Consider the following 25460-nt stretch of genomic DNA (forward strand, 5'->3'; position numbering starts at 1 on the left):
CATATTATTAAAATTAAAGTGGTTCAAGTCAGAGAAAGGCACCTTTGGGTGTCTTTTTTATGCATAAAAAGCCTTATCCTTCCTATAGAAAGGATAAGGCCTTTACAACAAATAATAATTGCAACTAAATTAATTTTACATTACATTAAGATTAGAGAATACTATATTAATAAAGCGCTAAATAGTAGGTGGAGAAAATGGAATTTAACGATTTGGGTAATACCATTAAAGAACTTCGAATTAAAAAAAATATATCTCAATCCGAATTATGTCATGGAATATGTTCACAAAGCCAAATTAGCAAAATCGAAAAAGGTGTGATTTATCCATCTAGCATATTGTTATATCAATTATCTGAAAGACTTGGTGTTGATCCAAATAATATATTTGCACTAACTCAAAATAAAAAATTAAAATATATAGAAAATGTAAAATATGTAATAAAGGATTGCATAAGACAACATCAATATACAGAGCTTTATGAAATAGTAACAAAAGAAAAAAACTTAAATAATTTTCAAACAAAAGAAGATAAACAATTTCTACTATGGCATGAAGCAATTGCTATATATCTTGTGAATAACTCAATAAAATCGGCTTTAACTCTTTTAAATAATGCATTAAAACTAACTTTAACAAATATTGATTTTTTATCTGAGAGAGAAATAGATATTATGCAAACAATGGCTATATTTCATGCAGAAAATAAAGAATACAAAAAAAGTATTAATATATTAAGAAGATGTTTAACTAATTTTAACAAGTTAGATTTTCCTAGAGATAAAGAAATTAAATTAAAAATCATTTATAATTTATCAAAATGTTTAAGTTACACATGTCAATACGAAGAGGCACTAAAATACATTGATAAGGGCATCCAATTAGCTATTAATCTAAATACTTTATACTTATTGGGTGAACTATACTATGGAAAAGGTTCAAACTTATTAAAGCTTAAACAATCTAATGACGAAAATGTTGCTAATAACATGAAAACAGCGTTATTTATATTTGAATTAACAAAAAACGAAAATAAATTAAAAATAATTAAAAAAGAATATTTCGAAAAAAAATATAACCACTCATAATTTCGTAAAAACTACTTACAAAGCCCACAGGAAAAATCCCTATAGTTTTTTAAATTAGAACTATATTATTAAAATTAAAGTGGTTCAAGTCGGAGAAAGGCACCTTAGGGTGTCTTTTCTTTATTAAAAATATACCCACACAATATGCAGGTATTCTCACTAAAATCTTTAATTTTCGCTTCATTCAAATAAGACTACAATAAAGCCATTATTCCTTAAATTCCTCATAATTTCCGGATTGTCATTTTCTACACTATAAAAATATACTTCATCCATGTAATTTTCAATATCCCATTCTTTTATACTCCATTCATTCGTTGTAATAAGTATAACTTTTTTCGAATTTGTACTCTTCAGTTCATCAAGAAATTTTTTATATCTTTTTTCATTATCTAAAACTGTTTGAACAGGATAAAACAAAGTGAATGTATTTCCATTGCCTCTAGGATTAGACTTTGTATGAGTTACATAACTGTTTATATTAACAAGCATTCTACCTATTTCATAATTTGTTGTTGATTTAACTGTATAAGGCAAAAGATCCTTCTTAAAAGAACTATTAATCTGAAATGATATATCAGACATAGAACTCGTTCTTATAATCCCTTTATCAAATTCACGATTCAAACATCCCAAAATAACCTTTAATTTAGCATCACAATCATAACCCCTTACTAATAAGGGGTACGGAAACGATTCTGGGTATGAGGGGCCACTATGAAATAAAATCTAATTGATACAATAAAAACCGTAGAAATTAAATATTTTCACGGTTTTTATGTTTACCTAAGGCTCTTTAAATTATTTTACAACAATTATGCCCTGGTTTTTAATTAAGAAACTATAATATAAACTTCTTCCAAAATTATAAAAAAAAATTCCAGTTCTATAAAAATAAAAAACGAACATTTAGAGGATGCTTAAAAAGCTAAACTTGATGACCATGTAGTGATTAGATATATAAGGTTATTCCTAAAATAGGTCGCCAGTCATTACACTCATAAACTCTTTAAAAAACTGTTCATAATTCATTTGCATTGCAATCCTATGTTTTGGACGATTACCGAATGTTTCTGGTTCAAAGGTAGACCTGAAATCTCCTATACTTTGTCCTCGTACAGTATCAAGTACATTAACCGTAACTGCTGATTGATGGTACGTAAAAATATCATCACGATTAATCGCAATCAAAGTAAGTGCATCGTGAACCGGGCTACCCTGTATTCCAGGAACTTTTTTTTTATAAAATTGATAATAGTAATAGTCTAAAAGAGGCTTTAAAAACTTAGTTTTTCCTTTAGAGTGAATATAATTGACCATTTCTGGTGTTACAATAGCGGATTGTGTAACATTCAAAGGATAAATTGATAGATTTTTTGCGTATCTCATTACAATGTTGACAGCTCCAGGATCGCCATAAAAGTTAGCTTCAGCAATAGGAGTAACATTTCCTGGATATAGAAAAGATCCGCCCATAATATAATAAGAATGTACATATTCCATCATATCTCCATAAAGGAGAAATAAAGTTGCAAGTGAAGTTAGCCTGCCGGTATTCACGATAATAAGTTCATTTTTATACTGTTTTATAAGTGTAAGAACTTCAAAAAAGTTCTCAAATGTTTGAAGCTCTAGTCCTGTTTGGATGGGCCCCATCCCAAATTTACCGTGAACTTCCGGATAAAAAGTTTCAGTTTCTGAAGACATAGAATGCTCCGCCCCACCAAAAACTTTTATATATTCTTTTCCTACACTTTTAAGTAAAAAACGAACATTTCTAACAACCTCAGCTTGAGGTACGTTTCCATAGTCTGCAACAATTCCTATAACGTCAATTTTATCTGTTAAGTGCGCATATATGATAGCTATTGTATCGTCAATTCCAAAATCTCCAAAAAACAATACTTTTTTTCCCATACAATGTGACTCCTTATTTTTAATGGTTTTTTCAACAGATTATAATTATGGGATCGTAGTATAAGGTTATTCCCAAGTCATTTTGTAGTATTGTTTATGCGATAATTTATCTATTTAACATATAATTTCGTTAATAATGAATACATTCCTTTTCTATAAAATGAAATAGTTTATAGTTACTAATCTTAACGTATTTTTTCTGATATCCCATGCTCATTAAGTGGCCCCTAAAAAATATAATTGTATATTCCGAACTAAAAAAGCAAACGCTTCATTTAGAAACATTTGCCTTTAATGGTTTGACTGTGATGCCGTGATAACCTATTAATAAAAATAGATTCCAACAGAAATTTATATTACTCCTTCAAATAAATATAATCCTTGCAGCAAAACCATATATACTATATACACGTATACATTAAACATACTTTAAGGAGAACAGAACATGATAAAACATATACTCAGTTTCATACTCGGAACATTTGTTATGTTAATTGGTTTCTTATGGGTTATTCCCTACACCCTAGAAACCATTGACAGTAATGTAAGCTATATTACTCATGACAAAAAGTATATTAGTAAGCTATATGACTATGACATTAACCTTTGGATGATTGCAATATTTATATTTTGCATTTTTTCTGCGATTTCTGTTTTTATATTAAAGTTACCTAATTATAATAGGAGCAAAAGCACTCATATAAAAAAATATAGTCAAACAAATCAGCGAAAAAAAGCAAAGAGAAGGCGTCGTAAATAATTGTTTTCTTATATAAAGAGATAATAAAGTTATTGTTTAATTCTTTTTAAACTAACTGTGCAAGATAGTTTAATAGGGATGATGATATAATTAAGGGCAGTTTACTTTATATTATAATTTATGAGGTGGAAAATGGACTCTTTAGAATTAAACAAATCTAAATATATTGTCTCTAATATCAAAGATATTTTGCATAAAAAGCTTATTCTTGATAAACCGCTAACTAAAGATGAGATAAAAAAATTAAACTTAGTTAATCCTACTGTATACGAAAATGAGAAGTATCTCATTCAAGAACGGTGGTTTTATAGTATTAATATCGGAGAATGGGAAGATGTAGATATTATTATTGAAGGAAATAATGAAAATCCAAATGTTCAGATTATCGAAATGGCAGAAAAAATATTCGATGAACTCCCTCTACATATAAGTTGTGCATTAAAATATTTACAAAAATTCTTCCCTAATCAAGAAATGAAGAACTACTATCTATCCACTATCAAGATAGTATACACTTTCCTTGCACATACTTTCTTCCTACTTATATACTTACCTTCGCTTCTCCAATATCCTGTTTTTTAATTAAATCTAAGTAAAAATGTGAGACAGTTGTATTGTAATAAGGAGAAATGAAAATAAATGATAGATTAAACGTAAACATTCCTATAAATGCAGCTAATAAAAACCAACCAATAAATGATAGCCAAAGAACAAATAACTTTAACTTTTGTCCTTTCATTATCCTTTTACTTTCTCTCAACGCTTCACTTGCTGTATAATCAGGATTCTCTACTAATATGTAATACGACATGGAATAAGAAAAATATTTAATAATACCTGGAACAATTAATAATAGGCTCCATAAAAAAAGAAAAATAGCTTGTATCAAACCTAATTTTATTGATTTAAACAAATTCTTCTTTTTAAATCCTGAAAATACATCGTCTACCTTAACTTCTTCTTGTTTCCCTAAGTGTAAAGTAAAAACAGAATATCCATAATTAAAGATACCTTGTATAACACTGTAAATTAGGAAACAAACCCCACCTAAACAAATATAACTTAAAATAAGTACAGCAAGTGCTACTGGATCTACTTGTGGTTGCCCACCTATTGAATAAATAAATAATGCATCAGGGCCAATTATCCCGATAAACAGTACAAATATTAAATACATAAAAAAGGCAATTGCTGATGCACTTAAGGTTGGTACAAAATAGAATAAAGCTGATACTCCTATACCTACCCCCCATTTCCCATCTAACGAATTCAGTGCTGCTTTCTTTAATTTTCCAATCATACTTGTGTCCCCTTCTTTTTTCTTATTTTCCTTTACTGAAAAAACAAAAGAACTTGTAGCAGGCCCCGCTACAAGTTCTTTTAGCCAAACACTTTAACTCAGTAAAAAATCATTTATTCTACACAATCGGGGGTAATGCCTAAAATATGGTTTGTTATCATCATTATATAACATAATTATGAATTTTTGTTAAAAATTATATATATTCAGATAAATATTTCTCCACTTTTTTACTTTTTCCCATGTAGTTTTATCTACTGAAAATAAGTAAAAAAACATTTGGACTAATTGGAACAAAAGTTTTTTTATGAACATGAAAAGACCACCTACACAATTTCATAGGTGATCTTTTTTGTAATTTTGCACTTGTGCACTACTTTAAAAACACATCACAAATTCATCTTATTTGTTAAAGACTTAATTCTACAAAACAATTCTAGGAGCATAAAGTAATTCTTTCAGCATATGAACACTTCGAGTATTATATCATAACTTATTCTTAAATAAAGGTGCTATTTTATCAATCCGATTTGTCCAAATTCCACCTGTATAATCTTCAGGAATACGTTTTATATCTTCGGATGAGTCAAATCCACTTGAAAATCCAAATCCATTTCCACCTACAATGATAACGCGAGTATCTGCTTTATCCATTCTATTAAGAAAACGGTTCGGCCATCCCCAAAGCCAAGGAGCTACTTTGTCTGGAATATGCAACTCTCCATGCTTTAGACTTGAAGGCATGTAACCAGTCCACCCTAACGCAATATAAGTAAGAAGATCCTTTTTCATAGTTGCTTTTGACATTGTTCGTAAACTAGGGATACGCTCCTCAATCGCAGCAATTGGTTTATCACCACCATATACAGTTAGTTGCTCAAGGCGTTTTGCTGGTAGTTTCTTGAGATAATCAGCCAATTGGATTCCTTCATTTTCATCATCACTTTTGATATGAATAAGAAAAGAACGATCTGGAAAATGGTTAAGTACTTCATCGAGTGTTGGCATAAGATTAATCCCTTTACCACGGAACGGGAATGTTTTCCCCCCATCAGCTGTATAACCGTATCCAATATCAAGTGCTTGTAATTCTTTTGTTGTAAAATCTCTTGTAACGCCTTTACCATTAGTACGGCAATCAAGCGTCCAGTCATGAAAAATAACAAAATTATTATCTTTAGTTGGTTGAACATCAAACTCTACTAGATCAGCTCCAGCTTTAAATGCAGCTTCCATAGATGGAATTGTATTTTCTAAATAAGAGTGTTCAGGTTTATTTATACGTTCTGCTGTACATGTATCACCCTCAATCCCATCCATGCTGAATGTTTGTGAAAGTCCTCGGTGAGCAAGAAGAATAGGAGCCCCCTCGTCCCTTTTAGCAAAAAAAGAACTGTTATTTACATAAACAAATACAAATAGGATAAGAATTATCCAAATCGTTTTACGTTTCAGTAACCTTTTTATTTTAATCATTGTATTCTCCTCTTAACTATTTGTTGAAATGATTTAAACAACGTTTGTCATTTAAATACCGGTAAATGTTACAACCTATCTTATTACAATGCAATGGATATCATTGGAAATTAAAGATTCGTACTTTGATATAAAGCGGGAGAAATTGAAAATTAATATAAATATGTTGCTACGCTTTTTCTATTAGGTAATTCTATGTCTTATGCATTGATTTGAAAAAAATCGTAGTGTTTTCCTCTCTTTCAATTAATGAAATTCAATTGATTTTAAATGAAACTATTTAAAAAACGTTTTTTTATTTGCTCTAACAGGGGGCTCGCCACATACCCATCAAGCTAAGAAAAATAAATACCCCAAAATGATAATTTTAAAGACTTATTTGCGGAATACAGCTCGGATTTTCATTTTTTGGAGTATAGGTGGTTGGAATATGGCAGGATCCAATGACAATAAAGTTAATCAAATATCCCTATTTCAATCAACCAGCAGGTTGGTTGAAATAATAGTACGAGAAAAAGTGCTAAAGCGAGTGGGATTAGTTTTTTCATTTTCATTGCGGTAGTCATTCTATGTATGGCGTAAAATAGACATTTACGTTTGTCATGCTCCTATTATGGCAAAGCAATTTGTATTTTCCCTGTAGTCAACCTGTAGTTTTTCTGTAGCGGAGAAAATCAAAAAAGACCGGCAGGAATAACCCTGTCGATCAAAGTGATAAAGCTTGGTTGCTAACATCAGGGGTGCAGACGCCTCATAACAAAATGGCTGAGATAAAACAGATAGGCGAAATATAATACTACGAATACAGTTACTACCAAGGCAAGTATATTTACAACCTTAACAGTCCTATTTTTGAAAATCTTGAACAATAAAGCATAAATACCAATGCCGATTACCCCTCCAAGCGTATTGTCAAGTACATCAGTAATATCGCTTCTTCCTATTGCGAAAATGAATTGTATAGCTTCAAACGCCAATGTCAAAGCAACAATTGGAAGAACTTTCTTCATAAAAGGCCATTTGCTTTTTAGTATACAAATATATATACCTAAAGGGATAAAAATAAGTATATTACCTCTTATTTCTCTAAAATCAATAGTTCCGCTGTCATCGAAAGACCCCTGAAATGGAATCAGATTGATTACTCGTATCCCGTCTGATATTTCAGAAGAAAAAAACGGTAATTTGAAGAGAATGACGCCTGTCAACAGCAGCATATATATTACAAACAATGCAATTGTAAGTTTATTTCGGTTTTCTGATTTCATTATTTTTCTCCTTGTGTTATTTATGCCTTTGGCAAATCCATCCAAAATAGAACGCCATCCGGAACGTTTTCCAAAGCATATTCAATGTTCATTACTTCCAACGTTTTCCGCACGATGGTCAAGCCTAAACCGTTGCGCCCACTTTTCCGCCCCCGCACTTTATCCATACGGTAGAATGGGTCAAATAACTTAGGTAGAACTGTAGCGTCTATCCTTGCATCTGTGTTTAGTATACAAAGGCGATATTGTTTAGCCGCAGGCTCGCTCCATATCCTAATTTCACCGCCTATAGGCGTATTCTGTACTGCGTTCAAAATGATATTGGAAAGTGCTTTTTGAAGCATTTTAGAATCGACAAGGCAGTTTTGTCCGTCAGGAATGTCCATAACCATGCACTGACCGTTTGCTTCAGCTAATATCTGAAAGTCAGGCAGTATGTCAGCCACTAATTGCCTAACTTTCAGTTTTTCAGGATCTTGAGAGATTTTCCCATCGCTCAGGTTGACAATCTCCAGTATCTCGGAAATCACATCGTCCTGCGCCTCCATCATCTTCACGCATTCGCGCAGGTATTTGGGATGATCTTTGTAATCACCTACATTTTCGAGCATACCCTCCAGCAAGATACTTGTTGCCGCGATAGGCGTTTTTAGCTCATGTGAAGCCGCCGAAAAGAAATATCGCTGTGCTTCCTCCATTTCCCTTACCCGCAGGATTTCATTTTCTAACCGGGAAATGGTATCTTTCAACTTATCGTACATAGAGTGAATGTCACGCGACAAATCGCCTAATTCATCCCGGCGTATAGGCAGGCTTTGCGGTACATCTTCAAGCCTTGTCATTTTCCCGGCGTCATCCGCCAGTCGCTTGATTGGGTTGGTTATCTGCCGTGCAAAAACATACGCGCACACAAGGCAGAGGGCGAGTATAATGGTAAACGCGACCAATGCCTGCACAATTATTTCATTGTAAAAGGCAGTTAATCCCGGTCTGGTCTGGGCGACGACAGAATAACCGTGGGCTTTATCATTATGCACCACATAGTAAAAGTCACCATTGAAATTATCCGTGGTATCAGCACCCGGCGTAGCGTAAATCACGCCGCGATTATCATCTATAATGCAAAACTCAAATGATTGGTTGTTGTCACGAAACCTTTGCGCTGCTGCGGGAATATCGTTATAATCACTATTTTTTACTCTATTGACCAAAGGCTGATAGGACACTACTATTTGTTCCCTTTCAACTGCTCTGTACAGTGTTAAGAATTGACTTGAAAACAATGCGGCAGTTACGAAAACAATCAACAGCATAGCAACTATCGTATAGACAAAAGTCTTAACAAATATCCCATTCTTTTTCATGAAGTTTCCTCCAATCGGTAGCCCACTCCGCGTACTGTTTTGATGATATTATCCGGTAGCTTCGCCCGTAGGTTTTTAATGTGAGTATGCACGGTGCTGCCATCACCGTCAAAATCGTAGCCCCACACGCGGGACAAAATAACTTCATGAGATAGTGTTTTTCCGTTTTTTTGCACCAGTAGCATTAAGATTTCAAACTCTTTAAGGGTCAAAAGTAATTCTTCGTCGTCATAAAAAACCTTGAAATCTTCCGGCAAAAGAGTCAGCTTGCCATAGTGAAGTTCCTTTGCCACCGCACCGCTGCGACGGAGCAGCGCCTCCACACGTTTCAGCAATAGCTGAATCTTGAACGGCTTAGTCACATAATCGTCCGCTTCCGCATCAAACGCCCTGATTTGATTCTCATCATCGGAAAGAGCAGTCATCATCAGAACCGGCGTATTATTCAGCTTACGGAACTCCCTTAAAAGCTCATGACCGTTCATTCCCGGCAGCAAGATATCAAGAATGACAAGCTGATAGGTGTTATCATAAAACTTGGTATGCGCTTCATCCCCGTTAAAACAGGCATCCACCTTATATCCCGCTCCAGATAAAAAGACTTTTACTGCATTGCAAATATGCTCATCGTCCTCGACAAGCAGTATTCGTATATCCATAAATATATACCTCCGAAAAAAGGATAACACAGCAATCTGTATTTTCCCTGTAGTTTTAAGATTTATTTCATTCATCCATCAACAGGTTTTACGGTATCCACTGGAATAGCCCATGTCCAGCCGAGCCGATATGCACCTAAAATCCTGCCCTGCTTACATAAAAGCTGTATCCGACGATCTGAAATGCCCCATTTCTCACTGGCTTCTTTCGCTGTCACCAAAACTCATTACCAAAAACAAAGTGCCGATGATTAGTGGTTAATATCTTTTTGGTAATGGCTTAAGCGAACATATTACAATCAAATTTTATAGTTTTGACTGCTTACCGTACAAAATTTCCGAAATGTTGGTGGTACGCCTTCAAATAATTCTTCAATTTCTTTTTTGTTTATTAGAACTTTCCTCCTATTTATTCAAATCTACGAATTCATTTTACATCACTTTTAACTTTATTTTTTATATGGTAAAAATTAACAAAATAACAATAAGAGATTTACTTTTGTTTTTAAATGACTTTATTATCAATATACAACCCCCACCATTACAATAAGGGTCAAAACCTTTGCCTATAAACACGAATTCATTGTCACCATCCATATTTTAGGCCCTACCCCATGCCCATCAAGCTAAGTAAAAACAATACCTCTAATAACGAAAAAACGCTATGCTTATCGTAAGAAGTTTACGAGAAAGGATGTTTTTTTTATGAATCCTATCATCTCTAGTGAACTGACACTTTTTGCACAAGAAATAAAACGTTTTCTCTCTCCAATCGTTCTTAAAGAAATAGCCAAAAAGGTTGGTTTTGTACAGCAATCTAGTAAGTATCAAGCAGATGAACTCATCGCCCTTTGCGTTTGGTTCAGCCAAGAGGTCGCTAGTACATCACTTACGCAACTATATAGTCCTTTGGAGGCTTCGACAGGTGTACTTATAAGCCAAGAGGGGTTGAATCAACGCTTTAATACAGCAGCTGTCGCATTCCTCAGAGAAGTTTTTACTTCACTCCTAACACAAAAACTCTGTTTAAATCGATCCATTTCTTCAGACATGATTTCTACTTTCAAAAGTATTCGTATTTTAGAGGCAACTGTATTTCAGCTACTTAATTCCTTCTCAACTGATTATCAAGGTTCTGGAGGAAGCAGCAATACTGCGGGGGTTAAAATCCAGTTGAATACGATTTACTAAGTGGCCAATTTTTAAACGTACAGCTAGGACCAGGTAAGAACAATAATAAAACATACGGTACTACCTGCCTTGAAACGGTAAAGAAAAATGATTTATGTTTGCGTGATCTTGGTTACTTTGATTTAGGAGACTTACAATCCATTCATGATAAAGAGGCTTACTATATCTCGAGGCTAAAGCTAAATACACGTATTTATATCAAGAACCCTGAGCCAGAATTCTTCAACAATGGCACGATAAAAAAGCAAACAGAATATATCAAGCTTGATATGGTACAAATAATGTCCGGCCTAACTCCTGGTGAAATGATAGAAATCCCGAGGCATATATTGGCCAAAATCAGAAGCTTCCAGCACGTGTGATTTTCCATCGACTAAAAGACAATCAAACCCAAACACGCCTTAAAAACCAAGCCATACGAGAAAAGAAGAAAGGCATTGTCATGAAGGAGAAAAGTAAGCACTTGATGGGGATGAATGTCTATATCACGAATACATCGCCAGAAGAGGTTCCCACTGATTATGTCCATTCCCTCTATTCCCTACGTTGGCAGATTGAGATTTTATTTAAAACATGGAAATCATTCTTTGAAATCGATGAATGCAAAACGATCAAAAAAGAACGCCTTGAATGCCATTTATATGGCCAACTTATCGGCATTCTCATCTGTTCTTCCACCATGTTTCAAATGCGGCAGCTATTACTTGAAAAGAAAAAGCAGGAGATCAGTGAATACAAAGCGATTTATATGATTAAAGATTACTTTCCGTTACTGTTTCAAGCAATGGCCGAAGGTACAGGAGGACTTTTGAAAAAAGTCTGATTATTTATAATAAAGATCGATAATTTATAATAAAGCTTGATTAAAAAACCTGTGTTGATATGCAGGTTTTTTTCTTGTTCCACAAACGGGCCATTTTCTTGAGTAACACTTTAATGAAAATAATTATGGAGCAAAAAAATTGTGAAGATTTTCCCTTAAACTAAAGGGTTGTAAAGGGGGAAATCTAAATGGTTGAAAATGCTCAAACAAACAGTAATTCGGTAATTTCTTTAAACCTTGGTATTATTTAGATCCTAATACCATTTATCGGTTTTTTTTTGTGGTTTAGGAGTTGTAGTTGCTAGAAAAGCGACAAAAGAAATTGTAGAAAAAAACCAAAGTGGTAGTGGATTAGCTACTTCCGGTTTAATTTGTAGTGTGGTGGGAATTATCATTCAAATCTTTTTAGTACTCAGTATTCTCGTTTTCTATTCTTTAAGAATTGTAGGATATCTTATTAAACTAAAGGGCCAGTCCTGCCATGGTTTGGGCGTTCAAAGTGTCGCAAACCATGAATAGGATTGGCTTACTATGGGGAGTAGTTTAGTGTTTTATTAATAATTTCTATTTTTTGCCACATGAAGAAATTCCTTAACCGCAGGAGAAGCATTTGCAATTGATTGACAGGCAAGTGCTACTTCACGGCTGTTTTCAATATTTAGTTTGCTGATTTTTATGTTTTGCTGTGTCTTTAAAAATAATTCTGGACCTATCGTAACGCCAAGTCCTTCCTGTACCATATTAGCGATGGTTGTACAGTCGTGTACTTCAAAAAGAATAGATGGTTTAATTTGCGCTTCTGCAAATAATTCCTCAACATGTGATTGGTACATCCCTGTTGGCATAATAAAAGATTCATACATTAAATCATTCATTTCTACTATTTCTTTAGAATGAAATTGATGATCAGGGTGATAAGCGACTACCATCTTGTCTTTAATCAAAGGAACCAAATCGAAATTTGGGTTTGATTTTCCTTTTACTACAAATCCAATGTCAATAATGCCTGAATCTAACCATTCCGTAATCTCTTCATAGGTTCCTTCGTAAAATTTAAATTCTATTTTAGGATGCTTTTTCCGGAATTTTGCAAGTAATTTAGGCAATAAGCAGGAAGAAGCACTTGCAAAAGTGCCGATACGAATAATACCTGTTTCCAAGCTTGTCATAAGCGTAATTTCTTGATTAATGACTTCCACTCTTTTCAATATTTCTCTAATATGCGGCAGAATTTTTTGTCCTATATCTGTAAGTGTTATTCCTTTTTTTCGATCACGAATTAATAAAGAAACTCCCCATTCAGATTCTAAACTCGCAACTGCATGACTCACGGCAGATTGGGTCATATTTAATGTTTCAGCAGTTTCTGTAAAGCTTCCTAGCTCAACCACTTTTGCAATGATTTCGTAGCGTACGATAGTCATGAGTAATTACTCATCTCCTTTATTAAAAACATCAATTTTACTTATGTTAACATGGAACATAAAATAAAAACAGTAGTTCAAATATAAGGAGATGTACAAATTGAAAAATAATATGAATCAACTAATCATCATACTTTTAGCTTTAGGGGCTTTTGTAATAGGAACAGCAGAGTTTGTTGTTTCTGGAATTTTAGAACTGATTTCTTTTGAATTAGATATTTCAATTTCAATGGGTGGTCAGTTGATTACGATTTATTCTTTATCTTATGCTATTGGAGCTTTGATCTTGGTCATGCTAACGTCTAAATTGGATCGTAAAAAAGTACTTTTATATGCTATCTCTATATTTATTCTAGGGAATCTAGTTGCATTTTTTAGCTATAATTTTGTCTTTCTTATGTTATCTAGAGTCATTATGGCGATGAGTGGAGGGTTATACATTGTTGTTGCCACCAATTATGCTGCGCAAATTGCAGTTCCAGAAAAAAAAGGTAGTGCTATGGCAACAGTCATTACAGGTTTCACTGTTTCATTAGTACTTGGAGTACCTATCGGAACATTTTTAGCTGGACATTTTGATTGGCACTATATTTTCTTAATTATTGCGCTTGGCACAGTTTTTTTAATAATAGGACTTTACAAATTATTACCATCAATAAAAGGAAACCAACCGCTGCCATTTACACAACAGCTACAAATTATGAAAGATAAACGAGTCCTTACTGGTTTAATAACAACGATCTTTTGGATTTTAGGATATACTATGGTGTTCGCCTACATTGCTCCATTATTAAGTCATACTGCTGGTTTTTCTATAGAAATGACAAGTATCGCTTTATTTGTTTTAGGCACTTTTGCTTTTATTGGCTCACGCTTTGGAGGATATGCGGTAGACAGATGGGGACCTAATCGAACGATTTCATTAAGTTTATGTGTTCATATCATCTCTTTATTTGTACTAACATTTACACAGTATAGGGCAGTCGGTGTATTTGTCACACTAGCTTGTTGGGGAGTAGCAACTTGGACAACGACACCAGCAAAGCAGTTTTATCTGATTTCACTAAAACCACAATCCTCTGAAACAGTACTCAGTTTTAATACCGCCTTAATGAATGTTGGAATGATGCTAGGTTCTGCATTAGGAGGAATCATTATTCAGTATACAAATATAGTGAATTTAAGCTGGATTGGAGGATTATTCGGTATACTTGCACTTATTTTTATCAGATATTCTTTCTATTTAAATAGAAATTTTATGAAGAATCACCAATTTTAAGGATAAAAATACTCTCCAATACCAGCATTTCAAAAACTTGTTGAAGGTTTTGAAAGGGGAAATCATCACCCACCTTTGTAGTTGTGAAGGGAGAGGAAATGTATATTAGAACGAACGTACCGAATATCAAGTTCGCTGTGCATTTAACGCCTTTTGTATTGAAGAAGAGAACAAGGAAACTTTCATTAGAGTATGACTAATGAGTATAGGATTTGATAAATATTTTAGTTATTCCATTAAAGGGCGCGATTGTGGAAGATCACAGGCATAAAATAATCAAACTTTTTTATAAAAGATCTATACTAATTCACAAGAGAAGAATCCGTTTTGATCAATCTTTTTTCAAAACGAATTCCTTTTATTTAACGTAAAATACGAGTTTGAAAGGTAATTTTGATCAAACACTATTTTAAAGCCACAGAAAATTCTGCATCGCCTTTATCAGCTGCTAAAAAAGAACGGTCGTAAATGTCATCGGTATAAAAAGATGACTGTCTTTGATATTCTCGGAGTTGTGTATGAAACGACGGTGAAGGATAGTAGACAAGTTGCCTAGCAAAAAAATAGCTTCTTAAAGGGCTTCTTTGTCATGCCAACTTTTCCATCACTTGTTAATTTTGAAGAAAGGAGTATTTTTATCTATTAACATTCTCTGTTAGCTTGATGGGTATGTGAGGGTACCCCATCGCTATCAAGCTAAGCTTATACAACGTTAATTATAATGGAAGATAAAAACCCGATTTTCCTACGTTAAGGGAAAATCATTTCTTATCCTATTATTCAGTAGCGGTATATCATTATTATTTTTCACTGATGTATTTTTAATTTTTTGTTTCATCTCATATCTAATAATGAAATGAAACATTCTGAGTTTTTATTTCGATGCTATAAAAATTATTATGTAAAAGGTTAAATACATGTAAAACAAGGATCTCTACAAAATCCAAATTTACAATTTCTATTCCTACGAAAAAAAAAACAATACATAGTAACCCCCCCTTTTATCAGGATATTAGTAATCAAAAACATTCTGGATTTTTGTTTAATTAGTTGATTGTATGGTTGCTTATGTTATGAAAAAAGCTGTTGTTAATGAAAAATAAGCCTGTTATTAAACTGAATATTTATATATATAAAAGATTAACTAATAAAATAAAGAACCTGTACCGGTTCTTTATTTTATTAACTTTTTGGGGTTAGGATTAAGGAACTTGAATTAAATTCCTAACTATGATTTCTTTAAAAGATAGGAATTTAATTACAAATTCGTGAAGCGTTCTTAGTATGTGATTGATTCTGAAATTCATGTTACCTGTAATGACAAAAAAGGGTAATTTTATCATTATTTTATAAAATAAAATATATACTTAAGAATGAGGAACACGGTTGATACACTAAAAAAGCATTCCGCAAATGTGGGAATGCTTTTTTAGTGATGTTTAATCGAGTGTGTGTTGTTGCTTTAGCTAAATTTGAAGGATGCTAAGTTATTCGTATTATATCCATGAAGGAATACCATATTCAGAGATAGTAAAAATTTGTTTGTAGTGGCCGAAAGAAGATTATAGAAAAGGGTGGCTGAAAGGTTATAGGTATGAGTTGAAATCATTGTAAAGCATCTTCATACATTCTCCACGGACTAATGTAATTTAATTGATACTACGAGATACAAAAACATCCTGCATGTTTGAACCATGCAGGATGTTTTCTAGTCTTTGTTTTTCATAATGTAAGAAACCAGACGAAGGATCTCCAGGTATAACCATACTAATGTCATCATAAGCCCTACTGCGCTGTACCATTCCATATACTTTGGTGCTCCATTATGAGTACCATTTTCAATTGAATCAAAATCTAGTAATAAATCTAATGCAGCAATAACAATTACAATTGCACTTATGATGATACTAATTGTCCCACCTTGGTGGATGTATGGAACAGTCACCCCTAAGATGCCCAGTAAGAAAACGATAAAATACATAATAAAAATTCCAAGTGTTGCAACCGTTACAACTGAACGGAATTTTTTCGTTACTTTTACTATTCGAGTTGCATATAACACTAACATGGCAAATAAAATCGAAATTGTTAGTAATACGGCAATTAAAGCTATAGAATCACCAAAGCGCATTGTATAATACGCTGAAATACTTCCTAATAAAACCCCTTGTAATACTGCGTAAATCGGTGCGCAAATTGGGGATATGCGCGGAATGAATATAACTACAAAAGCGATAATTAGAGTAACTATTATAATTCCAATTAACACGGGTATTTTCATTGCCCCTTGTGTCATCTGTACGTAGGAATAGACAGACGCTGCAAGAAGTAAGATAAGCAAAATGAATGTTTTTACTATCGTTCCGCCAATAGTCATCGTAGAAGCATTTGTCTTCTCTTTATGAAATTTGTCTTTTTTTAATATTGGATTAGATGTTTTCATTATTTCCTCCTAAAATTTGTTTTGCGTTTAAAGTGAATTTTTTATATCTCTAGTTTCTTATCGATGATGCGGCCAGTAATCGCTACGAGTACAATTATTAACAAACAAGTAAAACATAGACCAAAAATAGTGAAATCTTCAATAGGGTAAAATGATGTATCAAAAAAATTATTCTTATCCATTAACCCAGAACTCTTAATAGTAACTGCATATGTCTCTAATTTACTTAACACATTCATTATTATTGTTTGTATTGTTGAAAAAATAGCAACGAAAATGATGAATAAAATTATTTTACTCATCCATGACTTTACTGGAAACAGCCTTATAATTGCCATGATAAAATAACAAGAAATAAGGATACTCATGAAATCGATTCCCCATAAAAGAAAAGCAAATATGTGTTGGAAGATTCCATAACTATATAACTTGTGATATTCTTGTCGGAATTCCCCGGTTATTTCCCCACCATAAAAACTGGGATCATAACCAATTACTTTTCCATCATAAAGACTTTGTGAAAAATAATATGAAAAAATTAAGCCTATACCTAATAAAATAATAAACATTAATGTGAAAAATAATAAATTCGTATATATATATTTCGAGGTTGAGATCGCTGTATAACGAATCATAGAATTTTTTAATATTTTATTGAAAGAAGGCAGCGCTATGAAAAGAAGTAAAAATGCAGCTATACCAATTATTATCAGGAATATGAGTAATATTAAATCCTTTATAAACGGAGGTAGTACCCTTGAGAGTCCTATCGTACTAAACAAAAGAAGTAAAGAAATAATAATAAAACCAGAATAAAAGACAGCTATTTTTTTTCTATTGCACTTATATAAATAGAGAAAAAGTTGATTCATTTCTCAAAAACCTCCCTAAACAACTCATGTACTGCTTTCCCTTGATGAAAACGAATTTCTTCTACGTTTTCATGTAATACAATATTTCCGTCTTTTAAAAAGATTACCTCATCAAATATATTTTCGACCTCTTCTATTAAATGAGTTGAAATGAGAATGGTACAATCTTCTCGGTAAAATTTAAGAATTAAATCTAGTACATGTTTTCTAGAAACAAGATCAATGCCACCCAATGGCTCATCTAATATATATAACTTTGCTTTCCTGGAGAAAGTTAAGATAAGTTGTAATTTTTCCACTTCACCTTTTGATAAAGCAACTATATGCTCTTCTAATGGCATTTTAAACTCAGCTATTAAGTCCATTGCTTGATGTAAATCAAAATCACTATAAAAATCCTGATAGAAAATTACAGCATCTTTTATCGTCATCCACTCGTCAAAAACAGGACTATCAGGCATAAATGAAACCATTTTCTTTGTTTCTCTTCCTACCTTCTGACCTTCAATTGTGATAGTTCCTTTAGAAGGATAACGCAAACCAGCAATCATTTTTAATAATGTCGTTTTTCCGCTACCATTATCACCAACAAGACCAATAATTTTCCCTTCAGAAATTGTTGCATTTAGATCTTGAAGCACTGTTTTTAAGTTATATCTTTTCCACAGATTTTCAATTTTTAATAACTCTGTCATTCGTTTTCCTTCCTTTTCTTTTCTTTTCTAATGAAGAATGGAGGATTGGAAGAATTTCTTCTTTCGTAAATCCTAAATTGTCCATTCCATTTATAAAATTATCAAGCAACTCTGTTGCCATTTCTTTGCGTAGTTCAGTAATCTTTTCCTCTTCACTCGTTACAAATCTCCCTGTTCCTCTTCTTGTCACAGCAATACCTTCTCGTTCTAGCTCTTGAAATGTGCGTTGAATCGTATTTGGATTCACTTGTAATTCACTGGCTAATTCGCGTACAGCTGGGATTTTGTCACCCGGTGCTAAACTACCTGTTATAATTTCCTTTTTTATGTATTCCATTACCTGAATGTAAATCGGGATATTAGGAGAAAATTCAATTTTCATTTCTTCCCTCCTCAGTATTAGTGTACTAGACGAATAATACACTAATACTGATTGTGTGTAAATGGTAATTTTTTCGAACTATATATAATAAATAAAAGATAATATATCTAGTAAATTAGCGTAACCAACAAAGTGCCATAAACGGCCGTTTTTAAAACTTTTTAATCGAGTATATTCTATTGAAAAATTATAGTTGACCACAAAACCAATATCCGATCCGATATATTGGTTTTATGAAAAAAGATATTATTAAACCCATTAAACGTATGTCATTTAGAGATGAAGTTTATCTAACTTTGAAAAAAGCAATCATTACATTAGAGCTGCAACCTGAGCAACGCTTAAATGACAAAGAGTTAGCAGAAGAATTCGGAATTAGCCGTACTCCAGTTAGAGAGGCGTTGAAACGTCTTGAGGATGAAGGACTTGTTGAATCTATTCCTGGTTCAGTTACTCGTGTTGCACCATTAAATCCTGAGGAGGCGAAACACGCATTTACTGTGGTAGCTGCTTTACACTCGTTAGCTGCTCGTTTAGCAGTACCATTATTAAAAGAATCAGATATTCAAGAATTAGAGTTCAGTAATAAAGCTTTACTATTATCTATTGAGAAAAAAGATATTATAAAAGCAATTGAAGCTGACGAGTTATTCCACAATGTTTTTCTAGATGTGGCAGGAAATCCTGAAATCATTCGTGCGTTAGAACGAAGTATATCTAAGATTCAACGTCTCGAGATTTCTCAGTTCACTTCTATAAATGGTCTAAAGTCAGTAGAACAACATCAGCAAATTATAGAGGCGTGCAGAAATAAAGATAAAGAAACAACAGCACATCTTGTAGAACAAAACTGGTTAAGTCTTGAGAAATTACTGACTTATGAGACAGATTGAGGTGAGGAATTTGCGCCCTATTTTTTTAGGTATATGTGCTGCTTTCTTTTTTGCCTTCACATTTATACTGAATCGAGCAATGGAATTATCAGGTGGTAACTGGATATGGAGTGCCTCACTAAGGTTTATTTTCATGCTTCCATTCCTTTTACTTCTTGTTATAAGTAGGAAAAAATTAAAAGTATTATTACAAGTTATGAGAGAAGATTTAAGAACATGGTTTTTATGGAGCTTTGTAGGATTTGGTCTATTTTACGCTCCATTATGCTTTGCCGCTGCACATGCCCCAGGATGGATAATTGCTGGGACATGGCAAATTACTATTATATCAGGATCTTTGCTAGCTCCTCTTTTTATTCAAACCGTTCAAACCCCAGATGGAATTCTTAAGAAAAGAGGTAAAATCCCAATGAAGGGTATGGGTATGTCATTGATTATTCTTCTTGGTATTTTCCTTATGCAAATGGAACAAGCAAAATCACTTGCTATAAAAGATATTTTATTAGGTATTATTCCTGTTATTGTGGCTTCTTTTGCTTACCCGCTCGGGAATCGTAAGATGATGGAGGTTTGTGGAGATCGTCTAGATGCTTATCAACGTGTCCTTGGAATGACATTAGCTAGCTTACCATTGTGGTTTTTACTATCCTTGTACGGTCTTTTTACAGCAGGAGTTCCTAGTAAAGAACAAACTATGCAATCTATTTTAGTTGCTATTTGTTCGGGTGTATTTGCAACTATCTTATTTTTTAAAGCGACTGATATGGTTAAAGGAGATATGCAGAAACTTGCTACTGTTGAAGCAACACAATCTATGGAGGTACTGTTTGCTGTTATCGGAGAACTAATTTTATTACATTCTTCATTCCCTTCTATTTTATCTTGGTGTGGCATGTTTGTAATAATGCTAGGAATGATAGCACATAGTTATGTTTCCCATAAAGGTGAAACAGCGTATAACCAAAATATTAGTGCTTAATTGATATTTAAAATGTACAGTATGAACCCTTTTCTAGTTAGTATAGGTAATTTTATTACTTTTTTTAAAATGTATTATTATAAGTTTCATGTCAGAAATTGATTAAGTAAAAGAATATGAACAAAAGCCGATGCCCTTAATATATAGGGAAATCGGCTTTTTCTTTATAAAATTTTACTTAGCGTACGAAATTTGCGTTTTGTTGGCGCTACCCCATCGCTATCAAGCTAAGCTCATACAACGTCACTTATAGTAGAGGTTATTTCTTTTTTTCTAGAGGATACATGTAGGGAATTTAAAGATTTGCATACGAAATAAATCCTAATGGGTTTTGTTTTTTTAAATTAAGCTGCATGATTATGAGACATGGAATAATTGTATACGACGCCTAAAATATCAAAGACTGTTTTCTTCTCATACCTATGGGATTTTCGCCCGTTTTGCTGTAGAAGGTTGAACAGGCGAAGTAGTATCTTTGATAACTTTTGGGTGTCTTTTTGTATTGTTTGGAATAGAAGAAGAAAATAGTTTTTAATCATATATATGGCCTTATATTCACTCAGTTCTCGTTTCTTTTTCATAAGAAGTAATCGCCGCATTTGAAACATAATAGAAGAACAGATTAGAATGGCAATCAGTTGCCCATACAAATGGCATTCCAATCGTTCTGGTTTTATCTTTTTACAATGATGAATTTGAAAAAATGATTTCCACGTTTTAAATAAAATCTCGATTTGCCAACGTAAAGAATACCAATCATGTACGTGCCCCATCGGGACAATATCTATAGGGGTGTTTGTCATATACACATTTATACCACTGAGCCGTTTACTACGAGGAGAATATGTCATGCCTTTCTTTTTCTCTCGAATAGCTTGATCTCGTAGGCGTTTTTGTTGTTGTTCTTTGGTAAGTCGATGGACGATGACACGAGTTGGTACTTTGTCATTCATCCCTACATAAGCATCTGCTATTTCATAGGTTTGCCCTGAGTGTAGAGAATTCATCAAATTCTCTATATCTAACTGAATGTATTGCGTATTCTTCTTTATTCGTCCATCTTGAAAGTAATCTGGGTTAGGATTTTTCTGATAAATACGTGTATTGGATTTAATGCAAGAGATATAGTAAGCTTTCTTATCGTGTATATGTTGAAGATCTTTGAGGTGAAAATAACCTAAATCTCGGATACACAAATCATTCGCTTTCACAGTCGGAACGCACAAAGAACCGTAGGTTCGATCATGTTGTTTACCTGGTCCTGTATGAATGTGGAGAAACTGTCCACTTAACAAATCATATTCAAGTTGAATTTTCACACCAGCCTTATGGCTACAACCACCTGCACCAGGATAAGCCGATGAAAATACATCTGGAAGTTGAAATGCAGTAGAATCTAAGATACGAATACGCTTAAAAATAGAATTATATGAAGTAGAAAACAGACTAGATGAAGATAATTTCTGGTTCAGAAGTTTAGCTAATACTTGTTGTAGAAACTGCACGGCTGCGGCGTTAAACCTTTGATTTAGTCCCTCAGGACTGATAAGTACTGCTGTTGATGCTTCTAAACAACTACATAACTGGGTTAAGGAAGTTTTTGCTACACTTTGGCTTAGCCATACGCATAAAGCTACTAAATCTTGTGCTTGATACTTACTTGTTCGCTGTACAAATCCAACATCTCTAGCTAGATTCTGTAAGGTATTTGGGGATAAAAGACTCTGAATCTCCTGTGCAAATAATTGTAAGTCGTTAGATACAGAATTAGACATACAAAAAACGCCACCCTTTCCTATAATTCTACAGTAAGAATAACGTCTTTTTTGCTTAATACATAGTGTGAAACCTTAGCTTTATGGCAATGTGAAGGTACCTCATTTAGTCGTTTGATAACATTACATATTTACATAATTTTCTTAATCAAAAGCTACCATATTCATGTTTTAAAAGAGAATATACCTTAGAATCACAATACATACCATTGATCATTACACTTTGTCTCATTGTTCCTTCATATTTCATTTTTAGCTTTTGCATAACTCGTTCAGACGCTGTATTCCTTATGTCGCATCTTCCTTCAATACGATTTAAATCTAATTCTTGAAAGCCAAACTTTATTAGTTCTTCTAAAGCTTCAACGATAACTCCTTTTCCCCAATACAGTGGGTTAATAACGGCTCCTAAAGAAGCGCTACTGTGTGATAATTTCCAGATGCCACAGGTTCCAATAGTTTTCTGATCACCCTTAAAGATAATAGACCATATGAAAGACTTACCTTTCTTAGCTGTGTCCATCGTATTTTCTAAAAAAATACGAGTTTCATCTTTATTTTTGTGTACCTCTCGAGGTACATATGTAGTTGTTTGAGGATCCGAATAGACTTCAAATAAATCATCTAAATCATGAAAATCTAGTTTTTTTAATAAAAGACGCTTTGTTTCTAATTTTGGAATTTTATATGTATCTTCCATACTCTCACCTCAGTTAATCTTTATTTATATATTATATATCTTATTCATGTAAAGTTTATATAGCCTATCATTATAAGTAGTCAACAATGAATAGAATTTTCATTATAGGGGGATTTTGATTTTTAGGTTGATAGCGATGCGTCAGTACCCCAATTAGGCAGACTAAAAATTTTAGTCTGCCTAATTGTTTTTAAATGGATAATTTATATGTTTATTTATTATATCTTTGAAGAAATGTCGTAACCTTCTCTTTTGCAAACTGAGTACTCAAACTACCTGGGTTTATATCGAATCCATGGTCAACGTCCGGAAGAAGGTAGAATTCATGAGCTACATTTTTCACAGTCAGTTCTTTGTCTAACATTTCACCTTGTTCTACTGGAACTATACGGTCACCTGTTCCTAATAATGTAATGGTCGGTGGTGTGTTGTCTTGAATATAATTGATCGGTGAAAGTAATTTATATCGTTCGGCAAATTGTGAAACAGTGCCTCCAATATACTCTTCCATAACACCGTGTACATAATTAGTGCTCGGATTATCATTATAAAACATTGTCATATCTGCTGGCCCATACATGTTAATGACAGAGTTAACATGTACTTCTGGAACATTAGTTGAGGCTGGTAACTGTTCTTCCCCCATACTATAAGCAGCCAACATAGCGAGATTCCCTCCTGCCGATTCCCCCATTACATTTATTTTATTCGGATCAATCTGATAGGTATTTGCATTCTGTAATACCCATCCTAGTGCAGATTTGATATCTGCTACTTCATCTTTCCATCCTGCTTGTGGGGGCATACGATATTGTACGTCAAAAACGGTGTATCCTAGGTCATTTAGCCATTGTTTCCAGTGTGGAGCTTCCCCTTTATCACCCGATACCCATCCTCCTCCATGCACTAGTACAACAGCAGGCTTTAATTTGTTTTTTGAAGTCTCTTTAGCTGGCCACACATCCATCTTTAATTCAATACCATCCGTATTTTTTCCATACACTACATTCTCCATGGGTTTTGTTAATATAGTTTGTCTGTTGAAAAAGTGGGAACTAAGAGAAACAGTAGCGTCTTTACTGTTAGCATAGCTCAACATACTAGTAATTGGCTGTACAGTTAGAAAGATTAATAGTAGTGACAATGGTACTAAAATCACCTGTGCAATTTTGGCTTTTTTCCAAAAAGCTAGTATTAAAAGAACTATTATGAACAATGTTACAATTAATAGAGACACTGGAAATAACGCTGTAGCCCAAGCGAGTGAACTCATTAATTTATCCATATCACTTGGATTCAGAATATAGTACGATATTATGCCAATGATAGGGAATACTACTAATGTTAGGATGGTTAAAATCCACTGTATAATGCCTCTAGGTATCCAAGATGTTGTATGTTTCATTTTTATTTAACCTCCATATTATTTAGATTTTAAGTATAAAGTATTTTCATCTCATTTGCTATTTAAGGGGGCTCGCCGCATCGCTATCAAGCTAACTAGAGAAAATACCCCCTAAAAAGAAAAAGGCGTTATTCTTTCTGAGAAATCATAGGAAAGGATAACGTCTTTTTATCAATATGGGGTATAGCCGAGATACGTGTAAAAATAGGTCATAGACTTACGTCTATTTCCAATTACGTTTGAAATCAGCTATTATATTTCCATAAAATCACAGATTAGATGATATTTAGCTAATTGTCTAAAGAAAATGTATGCATAGCTTTGCTGTGTGTTTTATCAATGTAGTTTTTGGATAATATTTGGTCAAGTTGATACTAATACCCTCGATAAACGAAAGAAAATTAAGAGTGTTCCGAGAAAAAGTAATTAAAGAACGCTCTTAATTTATTTAATTGGCATTCCATTAAAACGCTCATTTACAGAAGAACATTATTCAAGTGAAGCCCTCTATAATTCAATTACAACACCTTGAAAGTTTATGATACTATCCTGATCACACTTTTTATATTTAATGTTTTAAGAAAAAAAGCTATACTATAAGCGAAACTAAAAATCAGAAAGGAAATACCAGAACATGGAAAACTATTTGCTATTTATCCTTACAGCACTCCTTATTATAATGATGCCTGGTCCCGGTTTTGCTTTAGTTACAAAAAACACTATCTCTCATGGTAGAAATGGTGGGATAAAGACCGTCTTAGGAACGG

20 protein-coding genes and 3 pseudogenes are annotated in these 25460 nt (G+C 33.3%); 8 read left to right on the forward strand and 15 right to left on the reverse strand.

Annotated elements, in window-relative coordinates; genetic code table 11:
* The first annotated feature begins 197 nt into the window (after nt 1-197).
* Nucleotides 198-1088 carry a helix-turn-helix domain-containing protein gene (locus GFJ36_RS11695; protein WP_157349567.1) on the forward strand — a complete coding sequence of 297 codons (891 nt, stop codon included), beginning with the start codon at nt 198-200 and terminating at the stop codon, nt 1086-1088.
* A 180-nt stretch (nt 1089-1268) separates the two neighbouring features.
* On the opposite strand, the gene GFJ36_RS11700 is transcribed toward GFJ36_RS11695, so the two are convergent.
* Entirely contained in the window at nt 1269-1715 is a 447-nt protein-coding gene (locus GFJ36_RS11700) for a hypothetical protein (RefSeq protein WP_180236204.1), read from the reverse strand.
* 345 nt (nt 1716-2060) lie between these two features.
* Nucleotides 2061-3005 (reverse strand): nucleoside hydrolase, encoded by a 945-nt coding sequence (locus tag GFJ36_RS11705; RefSeq protein ID WP_060488470.1) that lies wholly within the window; start codon nt 3003-3005, stop codon nt 2061-2063.
* Nucleotides 3006-3450: 445 nt separating this feature from the next.
* Here GFJ36_RS11705 and GFJ36_RS11710 point away from each other — a divergent pair, with 445 nt between their 5' ends.
* Both GFJ36_RS11710 and GFJ36_RS11715 read left to right on the forward strand, forming a co-directional pair.
* Complete coding sequence (locus tag GFJ36_RS11710) at nt 3451-3765, forward strand: hypothetical protein (RefSeq protein WP_098961717.1); 315 nt, start codon at nt 3451-3453, stop codon at nt 3763-3765.
* 132 nt (nt 3766-3897) lie between these two features.
* Nucleotides 3898-4266 (forward strand): annotated as a pseudogene (locus GFJ36_RS11715) (hypothetical protein); the annotation flags it as partial.
* Between the two features lie 40 nt (nt 4267-4306).
* On the opposite strand, the gene GFJ36_RS11720 reads toward GFJ36_RS11715, so the two are convergent.
* From GFJ36_RS11720 to GFJ36_RS11740, 5 genes are all read right to left on the reverse strand, one after another.
* Nucleotides 4307-5065 carry a DUF975 family protein gene (locus GFJ36_RS11720; RefSeq protein ID WP_157349568.1) on the reverse strand — a complete coding sequence of 253 codons (759 nt, stop codon included), beginning with the start codon at nt 5063-5065 and terminating at the stop codon, nt 4307-4309.
* A 486-nt stretch (nt 5066-5551) separates the two neighbouring features.
* A complete protein-coding gene (locus GFJ36_RS11725; RefSeq protein ID WP_157349569.1) occupies nt 5552-6541 on the reverse strand; it encodes a glycerophosphodiester phosphodiesterase family protein in 990 nt (329 codons plus the stop codon).
* Nucleotides 6542-7275: 734 nt separating this feature from the next.
* Nucleotides 7276-7809, reverse strand: a complete 534-nt coding sequence (locus GFJ36_RS11730; RefSeq protein WP_000834367.1) for a VanZ family protein — start codon at nt 7807-7809, stop codon at nt 7276-7278.
* Nucleotides 7810-7829: 20 nt separating this feature from the next.
* Nucleotides 7830-9173: a sensor histidine kinase gene (locus GFJ36_RS11735; protein WP_098230472.1), complete on the reverse strand. Its 1344-nt coding sequence runs from the start codon at nt 9171-9173 to the stop codon at nt 7830-7832.
* Complete coding sequence (locus GFJ36_RS11740; protein ID WP_097890038.1) at nt 9170-9832, reverse strand: response regulator transcription factor; 663 nt, start codon at nt 9830-9832, stop codon at nt 9170-9172. Before GFJ36_RS11740 ends, GFJ36_RS11735 begins: the two co-directional genes overlap by 4 nt.
* 705 nt (nt 9833-10537) lie before the next feature.
* On the opposite strand from GFJ36_RS11740, the pseudogene GFJ36_RS11745 reads away from it, so the two are divergent.
* A pseudogene (locus GFJ36_RS11745) lies at nt 10538-11837 on the forward strand (IS4 family transposase); the annotation flags it as partial.
* 563 nt (nt 11838-12400) lie between these two features.
* Here the strand turns inward: GFJ36_RS11745 and GFJ36_RS11750 are convergent.
* Nucleotides 12401-13270 carry a LysR family transcriptional regulator gene (locus GFJ36_RS11750; RefSeq protein WP_098230470.1) on the reverse strand — a complete coding sequence of 290 codons (870 nt, stop codon included), beginning with the start codon at nt 13268-13270 and terminating at the stop codon, nt 12401-12403.
* A gap of 91 nt (nt 13271-13361) precedes the next feature.
* Here GFJ36_RS11750 and GFJ36_RS11755 point away from each other — a divergent pair, with 91 nt between their 5' ends.
* Nucleotides 13362-14549 carry an MFS transporter gene (locus GFJ36_RS11755; protein WP_098230469.1) on the forward strand — a complete coding sequence of 396 codons (1188 nt, stop codon included), beginning with the start codon at nt 13362-13364 and terminating at the stop codon, nt 14547-14549.
* Between the two features lie 1708 nt (nt 14550-16257).
* Here the strand turns inward: GFJ36_RS11755 and GFJ36_RS11760 are convergent.
* Genes GFJ36_RS11760 through GFJ36_RS11775 form a run of 4 tightly spaced genes read right to left on the reverse strand, consistent with a single transcriptional unit; the run spans nt 16258 to nt 18941 of the window.
* Complete coding sequence (locus GFJ36_RS11760) at nt 16258-16992, reverse strand: Bax inhibitor-1/YccA family protein (RefSeq protein ID WP_098230468.1); 735 nt, start codon at nt 16990-16992, stop codon at nt 16258-16260.
* A gap of 41 nt (nt 16993-17033) precedes the next feature.
* Nucleotides 17034-17864: an ABC transporter permease gene (locus GFJ36_RS11765; RefSeq protein ID WP_098230467.1), complete on the reverse strand. Its 831-nt coding sequence runs from the start codon at nt 17862-17864 to the stop codon at nt 17034-17036.
* Nucleotides 17861-18559, reverse strand: coding sequence for an ABC transporter ATP-binding protein (locus GFJ36_RS11770; protein WP_098230466.1), 699 nt, complete (start codon nt 18557-18559; stop codon nt 17861-17863). The genes GFJ36_RS11765 and GFJ36_RS11770 overlap by 4 nt, the downstream gene beginning before the upstream one ends.
* Nucleotides 18537-18941, reverse strand: a complete 405-nt coding sequence (locus tag GFJ36_RS11775) for a GntR family transcriptional regulator (protein WP_098230465.1) — start codon at nt 18939-18941, stop codon at nt 18537-18539. The genes GFJ36_RS11770 and GFJ36_RS11775 overlap by 23 nt, the downstream gene beginning before the upstream one ends.
* Nucleotides 18942-19174: 233 nt before the next feature.
* Here GFJ36_RS11775 and GFJ36_RS11780 point away from each other — a divergent pair, with 233 nt between their 5' ends.
* Nucleotides 19175-19834, forward strand: a complete 660-nt coding sequence (locus GFJ36_RS11780) for a GntR family transcriptional regulator (RefSeq protein WP_098230464.1) — start codon at nt 19175-19177, stop codon at nt 19832-19834.
* Nucleotides 19821-20813, forward strand: a complete 993-nt coding sequence (locus GFJ36_RS11785) for a DMT family transporter (protein ID WP_157349570.1) — start codon at nt 19821-19823, stop codon at nt 20811-20813. The genes GFJ36_RS11780 and GFJ36_RS11785 overlap by 14 nt, the downstream gene beginning before the upstream one ends.
* Nucleotides 20814-21157: 344 nt before the next feature.
* Here the strand turns inward: GFJ36_RS11785 and GFJ36_RS11790 are convergent, their stop codons facing one another.
* The 3 genes from GFJ36_RS11790 to GFJ36_RS11800 all read right to left on the reverse strand — a co-directional run bounded on the left by GFJ36_RS11790 (nt 21158) and on the right by GFJ36_RS11800 (nt 24693).
* Nucleotides 21158-22588 (reverse strand): IS4 family transposase, encoded by a 1431-nt coding sequence (locus tag GFJ36_RS11790; RefSeq protein WP_157349571.1) that lies wholly within the window; start codon nt 22586-22588, stop codon nt 21158-21160.
* Nucleotides 22589-22736: 148 nt separating this feature from the next.
* The gene (locus GFJ36_RS11795) at nt 22737-23288 is read right to left on the reverse strand and encodes a GNAT family N-acetyltransferase (protein WP_098230461.1); all 552 of its coding nucleotides are present in this window, start codon (nt 23286-23288) and stop codon (nt 22737-22739) included.
* Nucleotides 23289-23499: 211 nt separating this feature from the next.
* Complete coding sequence (locus GFJ36_RS11800) at nt 23500-24693, reverse strand: alpha/beta hydrolase fold domain-containing protein (RefSeq protein ID WP_157349572.1); 1194 nt, start codon at nt 24691-24693, stop codon at nt 23500-23502.
* A 634-nt stretch (nt 24694-25327) separates the two neighbouring features.
* On the opposite strand from GFJ36_RS11800, the pseudogene GFJ36_RS29545 reads away from it, so the two are divergent.
* Nucleotides 25328-25460, forward strand: a pseudogene (locus GFJ36_RS29545) (LysE family translocator); the annotation flags it as partial.

It is taken from the genome of Bacillus sp. EE-W1 (assembly GCF_009760835.1).
In the GTDB taxonomy this organism is placed as follows: domain Bacteria; phylum Bacillota; class Bacilli; order Bacillales; family Bacillaceae_G; genus Bacillus_A; species Bacillus_A wiedmannii.